Source organism: Actinomyces weissii, assembly GCF_016598775.1.
In the GTDB taxonomy this organism is placed as follows: domain Bacteria; phylum Actinomycetota; class Actinomycetes; order Actinomycetales; family Actinomycetaceae; genus Actinomyces; species Actinomyces weissii.
This window is the reverse complement of record NZ_CP066802.1, coordinates 709,655-724,602: the sequence shown is the minus strand read 5'-3', so window position 1 is coordinate 724,602 and position 14,948 is coordinate 709,655. Positions and strand designations below refer to the sequence as shown.

The 14,948-nt window shown below is 73.4% G+C and carries 15 protein-coding genes; 2 read left to right on the top strand and 13 right to left on the bottom strand.

The window, feature by feature from the left end:
- Nucleotides 1–41 precede the first annotated feature (41 nt).
- From atpH to JG540_RS02870, 11 genes are all read right to left on the bottom strand, one after another.
- Nucleotides 42–857: an ATP synthase F1 subunit delta gene (gene atpH / locus JG540_RS02920; RefSeq protein ID WP_200276995.1), complete on the bottom strand. Its 816-nt coding sequence runs from the start codon at nucleotides 855–857 to the stop codon at nucleotides 42–44.
- Entirely contained in the window at nucleotides 854–1,477 is a 624-nt protein-coding gene (locus JG540_RS02915; protein ID WP_200278016.1) for a F0F1 ATP synthase subunit B, read from the bottom strand. The genes atpH and JG540_RS02915 overlap by 4 nt, the downstream gene beginning before the upstream one ends.
- A 13-nt stretch (nucleotides 1,478–1,490) precedes the next feature.
- Complete coding sequence (gene atpE / locus JG540_RS02910) at nucleotides 1,491–1,694, bottom strand: ATP synthase F0 subunit C (protein ID WP_200276992.1); 204 nt, start codon at nucleotides 1,692–1,694, stop codon at nucleotides 1,491–1,493.
- A gap of 102 nt (nucleotides 1,695–1,796) precedes the next feature.
- Nucleotides 1,797–2,627: a F0F1 ATP synthase subunit A gene (atpB, locus tag JG540_RS02905; RefSeq protein WP_200276989.1), complete on the bottom strand. Its 831-nt coding sequence runs from the start codon at nucleotides 2,625–2,627 to the stop codon at nucleotides 1,797–1,799.
- Nucleotides 2,628–2,731: 104 nt separating this feature from the next.
- Complete coding sequence (locus JG540_RS02900) at nucleotides 2,732–3,151, bottom strand: hypothetical protein (protein WP_200276986.1); 420 nt, start codon at nucleotides 3,149–3,151, stop codon at nucleotides 2,732–2,734.
- Nucleotides 3,151–4,332 (bottom strand): MraY family glycosyltransferase, encoded by a 1,182-nt coding sequence (locus JG540_RS02895; protein ID WP_200276983.1) that lies wholly within the window; start codon nucleotides 4,330–4,332, stop codon nucleotides 3,151–3,153. Before JG540_RS02895 ends, JG540_RS02900 begins: the two co-directional genes overlap by 1 nt.
- Nucleotides 4,329–5,042, bottom strand: coding sequence for an L-threonylcarbamoyladenylate synthase (locus JG540_RS02890; protein ID WP_200278014.1), 714 nt, complete (start codon nucleotides 5,040–5,042; stop codon nucleotides 4,329–4,331). The genes JG540_RS02895 and JG540_RS02890 overlap by 4 nt, the downstream gene beginning before the upstream one ends.
- Before the next feature lie 129 nt (nucleotides 5,043–5,171).
- Nucleotides 5,172–5,654, bottom strand: a complete 483-nt coding sequence (locus tag JG540_RS02885) for a DUF456 domain-containing protein (protein ID WP_200276980.1) — start codon at nucleotides 5,652–5,654, stop codon at nucleotides 5,172–5,174.
- A complete protein-coding gene (locus JG540_RS02880) occupies nucleotides 5,651–7,108 on the bottom strand; it encodes a sialidase family protein (protein WP_200276977.1) in 1,458 nt (485 codons plus the stop codon). The genes JG540_RS02885 and JG540_RS02880 overlap by 4 nt, the downstream gene beginning before the upstream one ends.
- A 9-nt stretch (nucleotides 7,109–7,117) precedes the next feature.
- Entirely contained in the window at nucleotides 7,118–7,831 is a 714-nt protein-coding gene (locus JG540_RS02875) for a LuxR C-terminal-related transcriptional regulator (protein ID WP_200276974.1), read from the bottom strand.
- A complete protein-coding gene (locus JG540_RS02870; protein ID WP_200276971.1) occupies nucleotides 7,828–9,219 on the bottom strand; it encodes an ATP-binding protein in 1,392 nt (463 codons plus the stop codon). The genes JG540_RS02875 and JG540_RS02870 overlap by 4 nt, the downstream gene beginning before the upstream one ends.
- A 134-nt stretch (nucleotides 9,220–9,353) precedes the next feature.
- Here JG540_RS02870 and JG540_RS02865 point away from each other — a divergent pair, with 134 nt between their 5' ends.
- Both JG540_RS02865 and JG540_RS02860 read left to right on the top strand, forming a co-directional pair.
- On the top strand, nucleotides 9,354–11,750 hold the full coding sequence (locus tag JG540_RS02865; protein ID WP_200276968.1) for a PspC domain-containing protein: 2,397 nt from the start codon (nucleotides 9,354–9,356) through the stop codon (nucleotides 11,748–11,750).
- A 51-nt stretch (nucleotides 11,751–11,801) separates the two neighbouring features.
- Nucleotides 11,802–12,332 (top strand): hypothetical protein, encoded by a 531-nt coding sequence (locus JG540_RS02860; protein WP_200276965.1) that lies wholly within the window; start codon nucleotides 11,802–11,804, stop codon nucleotides 12,330–12,332.
- A gap of 271 nt (nucleotides 12,333–12,603) precedes the next feature.
- Here JG540_RS02860 and JG540_RS02855 read toward each other — a convergent pair whose 3' ends face one another.
- Both JG540_RS02855 and JG540_RS02850 read right to left on the bottom strand, forming a co-directional pair.
- Nucleotides 12,604–13,188, bottom strand: coding sequence for a DJ-1 family glyoxalase III (locus tag JG540_RS02855; RefSeq protein WP_200276962.1), 585 nt, complete (start codon nucleotides 13,186–13,188; stop codon nucleotides 12,604–12,606).
- Between the two features lie 70 nt (nucleotides 13,189–13,258).
- The gene (locus JG540_RS02850) at nucleotides 13,259–14,872 is read right to left on the bottom strand and encodes an alpha-amylase (protein WP_200276960.1); all 1,614 of its coding nucleotides are present in this window, start codon (nucleotides 14,870–14,872) and stop codon (nucleotides 13,259–13,261) included.
- Between the last annotated feature and the right edge of the window lie 76 nt (nucleotides 14,873–14,948).

Here is a 14,948-nt window from a genome sequence, read left to right as displayed (position 1 = left end):
TGCTGGCGTGCAGGTGCAAGCTTGCTGGTTGTGGGGTCGGCTCAGCCGACCAGCTGGGTGCGTGCGCCCTCCAGGGAGCTGCGCACGGTGTAGTCGATGACGAGGTCGCGCACGCTGACCCTCACGCCACCGATGAGCTCGGGGTCAATGGCCAGGTGCAGCTCTACCTGCGTGCCTAGCCTCTCCTCCAGGATCCGCTCCAGGCGGGCCTGCTGCTGCGTGCTCAGCGGCAGGGCGCTGGTGACGTCGGCGATGGTGCGGTGCTGCAGGCTGGCAGCCAGCTCGGCCACCCGCCGCAGGTTGCGGGGCACGCCCCCCTCGGTCTCGTGCCGCACGCTCCAGGTGAGCAGGCTCAGGGCGGAGGAGGACAGGCTGGGGCCGAAGACCTGGTGGGCCAGGGCCACACGCCGCTCGACCGTGGTGCGCTTGGAGGGCTCCAGGGCCAGGCGCAGCTCACGGTCCCCCGCCAGGAGGTTGTGGACGGCGAAGACCTCCTGCTCCACCTGCTCCAGGGTCCCCCCTGCCCGCGCCCCGGCCAGGATCGTCTCGATCCCCAGGTCGTGCAGCGCGTGCACCAGGTCCACCGGCTTGGACCAGCGTCCGCGCACCAGGGCGGCAAGCAGATCGACCACTCGGCCGTCCACGCGTCCGGAGAGCAGGCGGCTGGCGAGGGCCGCCTTGTCCTGCGGGCTACGTCCCGGGCTGGTCAGCGGTCCGCTCAGCGACCCGGAGGCGATCAGGTGGGCCACGGCCAGGATCTGCTCCCCCAGCTCCAGGGCGCCCTGGCCGGCCTGGTGGAGCACAGGCTCCCAGGCGGACCTGGCCTGGGCCTTGGAGGCGGCGCTGCCGGTGTTCACTGCGGCCCCTGCTCTCCGGTGGCGGCGGCGACGTCGGCGGCGCTGAAGGCCTCCGGACGGGCCTCCAGCTCGTCGAGGAAGCGGTCGATGACACGGGCGGACAGGGCGGTGTCCTGCAGCTGCTCACCCACGATCTTCTCGGCCAGGTCAGCGGCCAGCATGCCTACGTCGGAGCGCAGGGAGATCTGGGCGGCCTGCTTGTCCGCCTGGATCTGGCGCTGCGCGGCGGACAGGGCCTTGCCTGCCTCCTCGGCGGCGGCGGCACGGGCCTCGGCGATGATCTGCTTGGCCTCGCTCTGGGCTTTGTCGCGGATATGGGCGGCCTCTACGCGGGCGGCCTCCACCAGGCGGGCGGCCTGGGCCTCGGCCTCCGCCTGCCCCTGCTTGACCTGTTCGGTGAGGGCCAGGCCCTCCTCGATCTTGGCGGCGCGCTCGTCCATGACGGCGTTGAGGCGCGGCAGGGCGTACTTGACCAGGGCCAGGGCGATGATCGCGAAGCAGACCGTGCCCCACACGAGGTCGGCCACGTGGGGGACGAACAGCCAGATACCCTCTGGCGCGCCTCCGCCCGCGTGGTCGGCGGCCGCCAGCACCAGAGGCAGTGCGGCGCTCAGGGTCATGTCGGTCACGGCCTCAGAAGACGAATCCGGCGGCGAAGCCGAGCAGACCGAGAGCCTCGATCATGGCTGCACCGATGAACATGTTGGTGCGCAGGGCGCCAGCGACCTCAGGCTGGCGGGCAGTGCCCTCCTGGGTCTTGGCGACGAGCAGGCCGATACCGATGCTCGGGCCGAGGGTGGCGAGGGCGTAGCCGATCGTGGCGAGGGAACCGGTCATGGGGTTTCTCCTTGTGTTGTTGGCACCGCGGTCGCGGCGTCTGCTGAGGTGTTGGAGTCTGGCTGGGCCTGGCGGCTGCCGGGCCGTCACGGTCCTGGGCACTCAGTGCATGTGGACCGAGGAGTCAAGGTAAACGGCGGTCAGTAGGGAGAAGATATAGGCCTGCAGGACGGCCACGAAGATCTCGAAGACCACGAAGGCCAGGCCGACCAGCAGGGTAACGGCACCCAGCGCCTTGAGCTCGGCGGAGGCGTACACGAACAGCGCGTTGGTGGCCACGAAGCACAGGGCCAGCAGCAGGTGGCCAGAGATCATGTTGGCCATGAGACGGATGGTCAGGGTCAGGGGCCGCAGCACCAGGTTCGAGAGGAACTCGATCGGGATGATCAGGGGCGCCAGGAAGGCCGGCACCCCTGAGGGCATGACGGTCCCCTTTAGGTAATGCCCCAGGCCGTTGGTCTTGATGCCGGCGTAGATGAAGGCCACGTAGGACACCAGGGCGAAGACCAGCGGCATGCCCACCACACCGGTGGAGGCGATCTGCAGCCCCGGGATAACCCCGGAGATGTTCAGGAAGAACACGCCCACGAAGATGGTGGTGAGCAGGGGGGCGTACTTCTTGCCGTAGACCGGCCCCAGGATCTCCTCAGAGATGCTGTTGCGCACGAAGCCCACGGTCAGCTCCAGGACGCTCTGGAAGCGGCCGGGGACCAGCCGGGCCCGCGAGGCACCCAGCACGAAGACCATCACCAGCAGCAGGGTCATGATGATGCGCACCAGCATGACCCGGTTGACCTCGAAGGGCGTGCCCACGAAGAAGAGCCCGGCGGGGAAGAAGTCGTCGAGCGACGGCGGGTGGAAGCCGTCGTACTCAGCCGCAGCAGGGGCGATCGCCGCCGCTTTCACAGCGGCGAAGGACACGCTCGTGAGCACCGGACCTCCTTGTGTGGTATGCGGCCGTAGGGATTGCACGGCAACGGGGCCAGCCTAACCTACCCGGGACGCCCCAGGGGCCAGCTGCTTGTCCAGGCAAAAGGCTAGTCGTGGTTTTTCGGCTCCACCACCAGCGTCCGCCCCCGGGCCAGGGTCAGTACCTCCACAATGGTGACAGTAATCACGGCGGCCGCGAAGGTCGCGAAGAACCAGCCCGGGGAGAAGCTGCCGCGCCTGCCGGACATGACCGCCAGCAGCAGCCCGGCCAGCAGAAGCTTGGTGAGCAGGGAGACCATCACCCCGGCCCCGGCCAGCGCGGGCCAGCGGTGCCAGGGCAGGGCCAGGCAGACGGCGGTCGCCGTCGTCAGCAGCAGGCAGGCCCCCGCCCCCCAGGCGGCCCCCGTCAGGGCCTGGCCCCCGGCCAGCGCCCCCGCCAGCACGCTGCCGGTGGACACCACCAGCCCGGCCAGCAGCACGCGGCGGGCAGCCCGCCGGAACACCTGGGTACTGGTCTCCCCCGCCATCAGTCCTCCTCGTCCCCAGGCAGGTGGGGCAGCCGGGAGCGGCGGTCCAGACGCCGGTGCGTGCGGCGGCCCGCTACCCCGCCGGTGTGCCGGGACACCGCCAGGCGCACCCCCGGCATCAGGTCCAGGGTCACCAGCAGCGCCAGGGCCAGGGCCACCGCTGCCCCCACCAGCACCTGGTGCAGCGGGTAGAGGGCCAGGGCCGCCAGGGGGAAGGAGACGGCGGCCGCCCACACGTACATGGTCAGCACGGCGCGGCGGTGGGAGTGCCCGGCGTCCAGCAGCCGGTGGTGCATGTGCATGCGGTCCGGGTGGAAGGGGCTGTGCCCGGCCCGCATCCGGCGCACCACCGCCATCGTCATATCCGTCAGCGGCAGCAGCAGCACCGCAAAGGGCAGCAGCACCGGCAGGAAGGCCGGGAAGCCCTGGGAACCGCCCACCGCCGGGTCGATCTGGCCGGTGACGATGATGGTCCCCGCCGCCGAGATCAGTCCCAGCTGCATGGACCCGGAGTCCCCCATGAATATGGAGGCCGGATGGAAGTTGTGCGGCAGGAAGCCTATGCAGATCCCGATCAGCGCGGCCACCACCGTGGCCGCCAGGGAGGCGTAGGAGCCGGCAGAGTACTGGCGCGTGAGCGCGTAGGTGTACAGCAGGAAGGCCACCGCCCCGATGGCGATCAGCCCGGCGGCCAACCCGTCCAGGCCGTCCACGAAGTTGACGGCGTTGATGACGGCCACCACCACCAGCACCGTGGAGACCAGGGACAGGCGGGAGGAGCCGATGGTCAGCCCGCCGATGGGGAAGCTGATGAGCTGGACCCCCTGCCAGGCCATGATCCCGGCGGCCAGCACCTGCCCCACCAGCTTGGTCATCCAGTCCAGGTCCCACAGGTCGTCGATCACGCCCAGCAGGCACACCAAGCCGGCCCCAGCCACCACCGCCCAGGCGCTGCGGCCGATCACGCCCTGCAGGAAGGGGATGTGGGAGGCGACGGCGACGGCTGTCAGGAAGCCCACGAACATGGCCACCCCACCGAGCCGGGGGATGGGGATCTGGTGCACGTCCCGGCTGCGGACGGGGGTCAGGGCGTGGGAGACCAGGGCGATGTGCCGCACGATCGGGACGGTCAGGTAGGTGCAGGCCGCCGCCACCGCCAGGACCAGCAGGTAGACCCTCATGCCTTTGCCTCCTGGATCCGGGTGCCGGTGGGTCCCGCCAGCGCCGCCGTGACCTGCTGGCTGCTGAGACGCCCCTCCCGCAGGATGACCGGGGCCTGGGCGTGCGCCCCCGCCAGGGAGACGATGGTGGAGGGGACCGGCCCGGGGGTGGGGCCGCCGTCGAGCAGCAGGATGTCCACCTGCGTCCCGTTGGCCTCATCGGCCCGGGTTACCCGCCCGGGGAAGGCCTGGGCGGCGGAGGCGGCGTCGGTGGCCGGGGCCTGGCCGGTGCGGTTGGCGCTGGTGACCGCCAGGGGCCCGGTGCGTTCCAGCAGGGCCAGGGCGAGGGGGTGGGCGGGCATGCGCACGGCGATGGTGCCGCCGGTGTCCCCCAGGTCCCAGCCGAGCCGCGGGTCGGCGTCGAGCACCAGGGTCAGGGCCCCGGGCCAGAAGGTCTCCATGAGCCTGCGGGCGCCAGCGGGCAGCCCAGCCACCACCCCCGCCAGCTGGGCGGGCCCGGCGACGAGCACCGGTGGGGGCATCTGCCTGCCGCGCCCCTTGGCGGCCAGGAGCCGGGAGACGGCGGCGGCGTCACCAGCCAGGGCCCCGATGCCGTAGACCGTGTCCGTGGGCAGGACCAGCAGCCCGGAGGCGCGCAGGTGCGCGACGGCGCGGGCCAGGCCCGGCTCAGGAGCCGGGGCAGTGCCCGGCCGGGGGTTCTCCACGCGCATGTTGCTCACAGGCGCATCCTCCCACGAACACCCGGGCGGTTCCTGAGCGCCACCCGTGTCAGGTGGGGCACGGCGCCCCAGTCCAGGCGGCGGGGGCGGGCGCGTTGGCCGGGCAGGGGGCGGGCCGTCTCAGGTCAGCAGCAGGCCCACCAACCAGGTCAGAGCCGCCAGCAGGCAGCCGGTAAGCTCCAGCAGGACCGCCCAGCCCTGGGCCTTGAGCGCGGCCCAGGCGGAGGCGCGGGCGGCGGCCTCGTCACGCAGGACCAGGTACTCGCTGCCGTAGACCCCCAGCACGAAGCCCAGCGGCAGCCCCACCACCGGGACGGTAAAGAGCCCGACCACGGCGCCGACCCCTCCCAGGACCAGGCTCCTGCGGCCGACTCCCGCCTGGGCGGTCTTGCGGCCCATGAGCAGGAACTTGCCCACCCCGGTGGACACCAGCCACAGGGCGGAGACCGCCAGGACCAGCCAGGCGGTGGAACCGCCCGTGCCCCAGGACCAGGCAGTGATCGAGAGCAGCACCACCAGCGGGCCCGGGTAGACCTGGATGACGGCGCCCACGACGCCCACCAGCACCCCCAGGCCCACCGCCAGCTCCGCCCAGGGGCTCATCGGCCACCACCTTCCCCAGGCAGGTCAGTGCGCTCCTGGTCTACCGCACCAGGCCCAGGAGCACCATGGTCTACAGCACCCAGTTCCGGCGCGCCCAGGTCCACCACCGCCAGGTCCGCCTCCTCCGGCTCCAGCCCGCCCAGGCTTAGGCTGCCCAGGTCCACCGCCTGCAGCACGAGCCCCGCCCCAGCACCGTCCTGGGGCTCCTCCGCCACCACCAGCACCCGGGGCCCCGGGCCGGGCAGGGCGCACAGGTCCGAGTAGCCGAAAGGCTCCTGCGGTCCGGACAGCTCTGCCAGGGGCCGCCAGGTGGCCCCGGCGTCGGTGCTCAGGCTCAGGCGGCCCTGACGGCGGGCACGTGGGTCGGCTGCGTGGGAGCACAGCAGCGCCCGCGTGCCGGGCAGGTCCAGCAGCGCCCCGTTGCAGCCAGGATCGGGCAGGTCGGGCCGAGGCTGAGGGACGCTCCAGCTCCGGCCGCCGTCGTGCGAGCGGCTGGTCAGGCGGGTGCCACCGTAGCCGCCGTCGCGGGCGCACAGCAGCAGGGAGCCGTCCGGGGCCGGGGCCAGTGCCCACTCGTCCACGCCGGTGGTGGCCGCGGCCCCGGCCAGGCTGGCCGTAGCGGCCTGGGACGGTGGCGGCACCGGCTGGCCCAGGTACCAGCTGGCCCCGGCGTCGTCGGAGATCAGGGAGCGGGCCTGTACCGGGCGGCTGCCGTCCGGGCGGGGCGGCCCCACCGCCACCAGGGGCTGCACCAGGCGGCCGGGCCAGGGGCCTGCGCCCAGGGTGGCGCCGTGGCCGGAGACCGGGAAGGCCACCAGGCCCGCCGGGTCCTGCGCGCTGGGCCGGAGCAGGTCGCTGAGGTCCTGCCAGGCCCAGGTCCGGCCGCCGTCCTGGCTGCGGGCGTGCAGCAGTCGCAGGGTGCCGCCCTCGGCAGGCTGCCCGGGGGCGGCAGGGCGTGTGGGCGGGTGGGCGCCAAAGAGCCCGACGTCGGTGGCGGCGGCAGCCAGGAGGTGCACCGTGCCGTCCGCGGCCAGCAGCAGGGAGGGGTCGGACAGCCCCCGCACCAGGGGGCAGCCCAGGCCGGGGACCAGGGGCTGCGGGGCGGACCAGCTGGCCCCGGCGTCGGTGGAGCGGCGCAGCCACAGCGAGTTCGGGTTCGGCAGGTCCCCGGGCAGGGCACCGCCGTCCTGCTGCCAGCCGGGTCCGGGCACCGGCGGGCGGTGGTCGTGTACCAGCAGCAAGGTGCCGTCGTCCAGGGCCAGCAGGGACGGGACTCGCAGGTCCCCGCCGGGGCTGCCAGGCAGTCCGGCGCTGTCCAGGCGCGCCAGGTGCCGGACGGCGGCCCGGCCCCCCGGGGTTGGCAGGTGGTGCCTGGGCAGGCTGCCAGGTGCTACGGGGCGGCCCGGCGGCTGGCTCACGGAGGGGCCCGACGTGGGACTGGTGCGGCGGCTCATGGCAGGACCTCAGACGATGCGGCGGGCGGCGGCCCAGCGCGTCAGCTCGTTACGGTTGGAGAGCTGGAGCTTGCGCAGCACGGAGGAGACGTGGGTCTCTACGGTCTTGACCGAGATGAACAGCTCGGAGGCGCACTCCTTGTAGGTGAAGCCCCGGGCGATCAGGCGCATGACCTCCCGCTCCCGGCTGGAGAGGCGGTCCAGCTCGCTGTCAGCCACCGCGACGTCCGCGCCCCCGGTGCCGAAGGCGTCCAGCACGAAGCCCGCCAGGCGGGGCGAGAAGGCGGCGTCCCCTGCCGCCACCCGCCGCACGGAGCGGGCCAGGTCGGCGGCGTCGATGGCCTTGGTGACGTAGCCGCGCGCCCCCGCCCGGATCACGGAGACGACGTCCTCGGCGGCGTCGGAGACCGACAGCGCCAGGAACCTGGTGCCGGGCACGTCCTGGCAGGCGGCGACCACCTCGGCCCCGCCGCCCCCGTTGCCGCCGGGCAGGTGCACGTCCAGGAGGACCACGTCCGGGGCCAGGGCGTGGACGGCGGCCACGGCCCCCTCCACGTCGTCAGCCTCCGCCACCACCTGCAGGTCCGGGGCGTAGCGGGCCAGCTCGGCGCGTACCCCCGCCCGGGCCAGGGCGTGGTCGTCCACCACCAGCAGGCGCAGCGGCCCACAGGAGGCGTCGGGGGGTCCCTCAGCGTCCTGGTTCCAGGTACGGGGCTCAGTCATTGGGACTCCTTCACGCTCGTGGGCAGGAGCAGGTGTATCTCGGTGCCCTGGGCCAGACGGCGCACCTGGGCGCGGCCACCGTGCCGCTCCATGCGCCCGATAATGGACTCACGCACGCCGTGCCGGTCGGGGCTGACCCCGGTGGGGTCGAAGCCCTCCCCGTGGTCGCGCACAAAGACCTCTATCCGCTCCGGGCTGGTCTCAACATACAGGCTCACCGGGGGCGCGCCGTGGCGCACGGCGTTGGACAGGGCCTCCCGGGTGGCGGCCAGGACCACCTCGGTGGACTGGTCCGGGGGCAGGTCTCCCACGGTGACGACGTCGATCCCGGTGCCGTAGAGGTCCTCCACCTCTGCGGCCAGGTCCTTGAAGGCGTCGGACACGCTGGTACCGGCTGCGGGCCGGTCGGTATACAGCCAGGTACGCAGCTCCCGCTCCTGGGAGCGGGCCAGGCGGGCCACCGTGTCCGGCTCGTGGGCGCGCTTGCGGATGAGCGTGAGGGTCTGGAGCACCGAGTCGTGCAGGTGGGCGGCGATGTCGGCCCGCTCGGCGGCACGGGCCTGCTCCGCCCGGGTGTCCACGAGCTCCCGGTTGGTGCGCAGTAGCACGGGGGCGAGTATCAGGCCGGTGCTGAGCACCAGCGCGCCACCGACCAGGGCCCCGGAGACCAGGCTGGCTGGGGGCAGGTCGCGGCTGAGCCACACCAGGACACCCACGGCCGCCAGGGCCACCCCGCCGCTCAGCCGCAGGATGGTGCCCAGGTCCCGCTGCGCGCCGACCATCCCGCCCATCTGGGACCAGGCCAGCACCACGCCACCGGCCAGCAGGGCCAGGGGCAGCGTGTCAGAGATCCCGGTCAGGGCCCCGGCCCGCCACAGGGCCAGCACGACGGCGGCCCCCAGCAGGGCGGCCCCACCCACCAGGGCCCGGCCGCGGGGGCTGAGGCGGGCCGGGGCGGAGAGCTGGTCGCTCAGGCGGCTGGCCAGGCGGGCCTGGCTCACCGGCACCTGACCGGCTGCCTCCGCCCAGGGATTCCCCGGGGGCACCAGCACCCATAGCAGGGCGTAGAGGAGCAGCCCCGCCCCGCCTGTGAAGGCGGCGGCGAGGACCAGCAGGCGCACCACGGAGACGGGCACCCCCAGGTGGGCGGCCGTGCCAGCGCACACGCCCGCCAGGAGACGGCCTGAGCCAGCTGGCAGCCCGGGGCCTGCGGCCCGCCGCCACGGTGTCCGCCGCAGGGGCAGCCTGTGGCTCCCCGGCAGGCCACCGGGGCTGCCAACAGGGCGGCCGGGGCTGTGGACCGGGAGGCCGGGTAGCAGGCCGGGAGCAGGGCTGCCGGGCCCCCAGGAGGCAGTCGGCCCGGTGACCTGGGGCCGCGTCGTCGTCATGCCCTTATCGTGGCACGCACGGGCCGGGACCAGTAGGCCGTGGCCAGGGGACCAGGGGGCCCACCCGTTTTTTCAGGGGCACTTGGGGGTGTCCCCCGATGCCTGGGAGGCAGGCGGAGCAGGACCATGGAGTCATGGACAGCACCGACACCTCCCAGCCCTTCCCCAGGAACCCCCGCGGCAGCGACGGCGCGCGCGGCGGCTCCACCGCTGGTGCCACGAACGACGACGCCACCAGCGCCCCTGCCGGCACCCCCAGCCAGGAGCCCGCCGCTCCCCCTGCCGGCACCCCCAGCCAGGCCTCCGCTGGTGCCTCCGGTGGCGCGCAGTACGGCACGCAGTCTCCTGGCTACCTGCCGCCCCAGCCGCCGCCGGGTGGCTGGCCGCCCCCGAACGCAGGGACCATGCCCGCGGACGGTGGGGGCAGCGCGCAGCAACAGGAGCCCAGCACCGCGCCGCTGGGGTCCTTCTTCGACTCGCTACGGCGCTCCGGCTTGTACCGCGGCCGCGAGCGCTGGGTCGGCGGAGTCTGCCAGGGGCTGGCCCGCCGTCTGGACCTGGACCCGGTGCTGGTACGGGTGCTGGTGGTGGTAGCCACCCTGTTCCTTGGCGGCGGGCTGCTCCTGTACTCCCTGGCCTGGGTGCTGCTGCCGGAGGAGCACGACGGCCGCATCCACCTGGAGTCCGCCCTGCAAGGTGACGTGAGCGCGGGCTTCGCCGGGGCCTGCCTCGGCCTCTTCCTAGGGGCGGTCACCTTCGATAGCGCCGCGCTGCCCTACTGGTTCCTGAGCGGCACCCCGGCAGGCTTCGTGCTGGCCCTGGTTCCGCTGGCCCTGGTCGCGCTGGCGGTCTGGGTGCTGGTCGCCTGGCTGCGGAGTCCACGCGGTCCCCGTGACGAGCACCGGTACAGCGCTGCCGCCACGTCCTACCCTGCTGCTGGCGCCTCCAGGACGATGCCGTCGGCTGCCGCCGGGGACGCCGCAGCCGCCACCGCCCCGCTGGCCACGCCTGGCGCGGGGAGCGCCCCGGCGCCTGCCGGACCTGGCTACAGCACGGCGCGGCCCACCCCGGTCCCACAGGGCACGGCCCAGCCCGGCCCGGCAGCCCCGCACCCTGCACCCCAGCCGGTACCGGCGTCGGCAGGCGCCAGCCAGCCCCTACCAGCCTTCCACCCCGGGGCGGCGGCCCCCGGTGCTCCGGCCCTCGGCGCTCCAGCCAACGGCTTCCAGCGCCCGGCCCCTGGTGCTCCGGCTCCTAGCTCTCCGGCCAACGGCTTCCCGCGCCCGGCCCCACGCGGCCCGGTGCCGCCGTACCGGCCGGTGCCCCCGGCCCCCCAGACGCCCCCCAACCCTGCGCGACCGCCGCGCCCGCGCGTGCTGGGGCCCGGCCGCACCGTCAGCCTCCTGGTCCTGGGGCTGGGGCTGCTGGTGGTGGCTGCCTGCGGCTGGCTGCTGCACGTCGGTGGCACGCAGGCGGCCGTGCCCCTGGTGGGGCTGGGTACTCTGGCTGTGCTCCTGGGCGCGGCTATCGCCTTCAGCGGGCTGCGAGGCCGTCACGGCGGCTGGCTCAGCGCGACGGGGGTGCTCAGCCTGTTCGTGCTGCTCCCCGCCCTGGTATTCGGCTCCACCGCCCCGCAGCTGGCTGTGCGCGCCCTGAACGTCCCGGGACTGGGAAGAACCACCGTCGTGACCTGGTCACAGATCAGCTCTGGCAAGCACAAGGTCGAGGTCGGTATCGGAGACGTGCTCATCGACCTGAGCGACATGCCTGCGGACGCCGACGCACGAAACCTGAACGTGGAGGTGGGCATTGGTGACGTAGAGGTGATAGTTCCCCCGAACCGGGCAGTGCGTCTGGAGAGCACGATCGGGGTGGGCAGCCTGTCACTGTCCGCCGTCTCACCCTGGCAGCGGGGCGGCAGCCAGGTACCCCAGACCTTCGAGGCCGACCCGTGGCAGGGGGGCCAGGCACACACCCTGGACGGCCATCCCCTGGAGCACTACTACTATGAGGCCAGCGGCGTCATAAACGACCTGGAGCTCTCCTCCCCCGTAAAGGCGGAGGCCCTGGAGATCCGCACCGAGATAGGCCTGGGCTCCTTACACGCCCGCGATACCGTCCCTGCCACCTGGCGCGGCCAGGTGCTGGAAGGCAGCGGCACCTGGGTGGTGCAGGACTGGAGCGACGAGTACCACAACTTGGACACCAGCCTGCCGGTCCCCGGAACCGACCACCCCAGCATCACCCCGGCCCAGTCCCAGGTCTGTGCCGACCGGGCCATCGCCTCAGCGCCCGCAGGCGGCACCAGGCACCCGGTGCTGGTGGAGGACGACGAGGTGGTCAGCCTGGGCACCCAGCGCTACGAGGTCTACAGCCAGTGCGTGGCCGAGACCGTCAAGCAGGGCCGCACCCCGCCCGCCCCGGGTACCACCCCCGGGGCCACCCCCTCCACCGCCCCGAGCGCCCCGGCCAGCAGCCCCACGGCAGAGCCCGCTCAGGCCACCTCGGAGCCCAGCCCCACCGAGGGTTGAGAGCCGTGCAGGCCAGCGGTCACCGAGACAGACACGATCAGGAGCAGAACCATGAGCACCAACGTACAGCCCTCAGCCCCCACCCCGGCCAGCCCCACGGCGGGCCAGCCGACGGGCGGGAAGGCCCCGGCAGCCTCTACCGCCGCCTTCCCCACCTCGGCCCAGCCGCAGGCGTCCACGCCCCGGACCCCGGTCAGCCCCGGTAGCGCCCCGGCGAACCCGGAAGCCGCGGAGGGCAGCCAGTATCCGGCAGCAGGCAGCAGCCTGGGCACGTCCCCCACCGCGAGCGCCGCCACGGGCACTGCCACAGGCACCGCCACGGCCGCCGTCGGCCCTGATGACGACGGCGTGTGGTCGGCCAGCAGGCCAGCGGCAGACGCGCCAGTGCCGGTGTCCCGCAGCCTGCGCTCGGGCACGGTGGCCTGGGGGGTGTTCCTGGCGGCGCTGGGCGGGCTGCTGATCGCGGTCGGGGTGGGGATCCACCTGGACCTGGCCAAGATCGCCATCGGGCTGGTCGCAGGAGCGGGCCTGCTGCTGCTGGTGCTGGCCTTCCTGCCCCGACGCAAGGACGAGCAGGCCTGAGCCGAGCGCTGCTAGCCCTTGCCCCGCCCCCCTGGCCTCTGGCCCCCACGCGAGCGTGGGTTCAGGGGCCCACCTGGGCAAGAAGGACCTGGCCCCACGCTGGCCCCCACGCGAGCGTGGGTTCAGGGCGCGCGGGCGCAGACGCCCCGCCCCCCGACTTGTGCATTTCGGCGCGAGTGGTGCGGTATTCCGGCACCACTCGCGCCGAAATGCACAAGTGGAAGCGAGGGAGAGGTACGGGCGGCGCTGGAGCAGTCGGCGGGTCCGGGGCTCAGCCCTGGTGGACGATCCCCTGGCTGACAGCCTCCACCGCCTGCTCCCCCAGCAGCAGGCGCACGATCTCCAGGCCCAGGTCTATGGCAGTGCCCATGCCCCGGCTGGTGAGCACCGCGCCGTCCACCACCACGGGCTCGGTCCGCAGGACGGCCCCGCCGTCCTCCAGCGCCTGCATGAAGGCGGGGTTGGCGGTGGCCTGGCGCCCACGCAGCAGCCCCAGCCCGGCCAGGATCGAGGGGGCGGCGCAGATGGCGGCCAGGGGCTCACCGGCCTGGACGCGGCGGGCGGCCTCCGTGGTGACCTGCTCGTTGGCCTGGAGGTTGGGGGTGCCGGGGATCCCGCCGGGCAGCATCACCAGGGTGTAGCCGGACAGGTCGTTGTCCGCGGCCAGGGCGTCGCAGCGGAAGGTGATCTTGTGGGAGCCGGTGACCTCCAGGGAGCCGGTGGTGGAGAGCATGTCCACGCGCACGCCTGCCCGGTAGAGCACGTCCACCACGGCCAGCGCCTCCACCTCCTCCAGGCCGGGGGCGATCAGCACGGCGACGGTCTGGTCAGTGGTGAGCTGGTCTGGGGTGGGCACGGTTCCTCCTTGGGCCGGGCCGCCGGGCGACGGCGTCTGCTGGCAGGGTACCTGGGCGGGCGGCGCGCCGTCAGCGCTGCCGCAGCAGGCGGCGGCCCTCCCGCTCCAGGACGGGCTCAGCCGCCGCGGGCACGTAGACGCTGAGCCCGCCGTCGCCCACCGTGGCCTCCAGCCAGCCGTCCTGGTTGACCACCACCGTGCCGTGCCCGCCGAGCACGCAGATCCACTCCTCGCCCGCGTGGGCGGCCCCTACCTCCATCCACTTGGTGGCGTGGCGGCGGTCGGACAGGAGCACGACCAGGCCGGAGCCGGGGTGGGCGGCGTCCCCCTCCCGGGTGAAGCCGATCACGTCCGGGCTGTCCAGGAAGTCGTGCTGGGGGCCGTGGGCCAGGGTCCGGCGCACCGCCAGCAGCAGTGGCAGCTCCACGACGGCGGGCAGGTCGCCGGTCTCGGGGGTGCCGAAAAGGTCCCCCCAGAACACGCAGGGCAGGCCCTGGGCGCGCAGCAGGATCAGGGCGTAGGCGCTGGGCTTGAACCAGGACTCCACCGGGGAGGCCAGGGACTGGCGGGGCTGGGTGTCGTGGTTCTCCACGAAGGTCACCGCGTGCTGCGGGTCGGTGCCCACCAGGGTCCCCTCAAAGAGGCGCGAGAGGTCCACCTGGCCGTCGGAGCAGGAGGCGGCGTGCAGGTGGAAGTGCAGGGGCACGTCGAACAGGCTCATGACCGGCTGCTCCCCCAGGTAGGTCTGCAGCTCGCCCAGGTCACCGGACCAGTACTCGCCCACGGTGGGCAGGGGGCGGCAGGTGGCCTGGCGCAGGGCGGGGAGCCACCGGGTCAGGAAGCCCCGGTCAATGTGCTTGACGGCATCCAGGCGCAGGCCGTCCACCCCGGTGGTACGCACGAACCACTCACCCCAGCGGGCCAGCTCGGCGGCTACCTCAGGCTCGGAGGTGTCCACGTCAGTGCCCATGAGGTAGTCGTAGTTGCCGTACTCGTTGGAGACCTGGGTGGCCCACTCCTTGCCCTCAAAGAGCCACAGGGCGGAACGCTGCGTGTCCTGGTCCCAGTCGGCGCCCCGGAAGCAGCTGGCGTCCCAGGTGAAGTCCGAGTATGCGCCCGCCCGCCCGGGGAAGGTGTAGCGGGTCCAGGCGGTGATCTCGTGGGGCTCGCCCAGGCGGTGGTTGCGGTTGCAGGGGTCCACCTCGGTGGCGCGCACGGTCTCGGACTCGTCGCCCCCCATCATGTGGTTGAGCACCACGTCGGCCAGCACGCTGATGCCGGCGCGGTGCAGGGCGGAGACGGCGGCCAGGTACTCGTCCTTGGTGCCGTACTTGGTGGGGACGGTGCCCTTCTGGTCGAACTCGCCCAGGTCGTAGCGGTCGTAGACGCCGTAGCCCACGTCCTCCACCCCGCCCTGGCCCTTGTAGGCGGGCGGCAGCCACACGCTGGTGACCCCGGCGTCCGCCAGCAGCTGGGCGTTGTCCGCCAGGAGCCGCCAGTGGCTGGAGTCAGCGGTCAGGTCCCAGGCGAAGGCCTGCAGGAGCACAGGGTTGGTGGGCACCACGCTCGGCACGGCGGGGGCCAGCGGGTTACGCGCCTGCTCGCAGCCTGCGGAGGACGCCGTGTCCTGGGCCTCCCCCGGGGCCAGGCTCGGGCTGCCGGGTTCTGACACGCTGTTAGTCATCACGCCTAGATACTGCCAGGCTCCTGGCCCCAACGCCGTATTAGCGGCCACAGGACCTGCCCGCGCGCCGTCACTG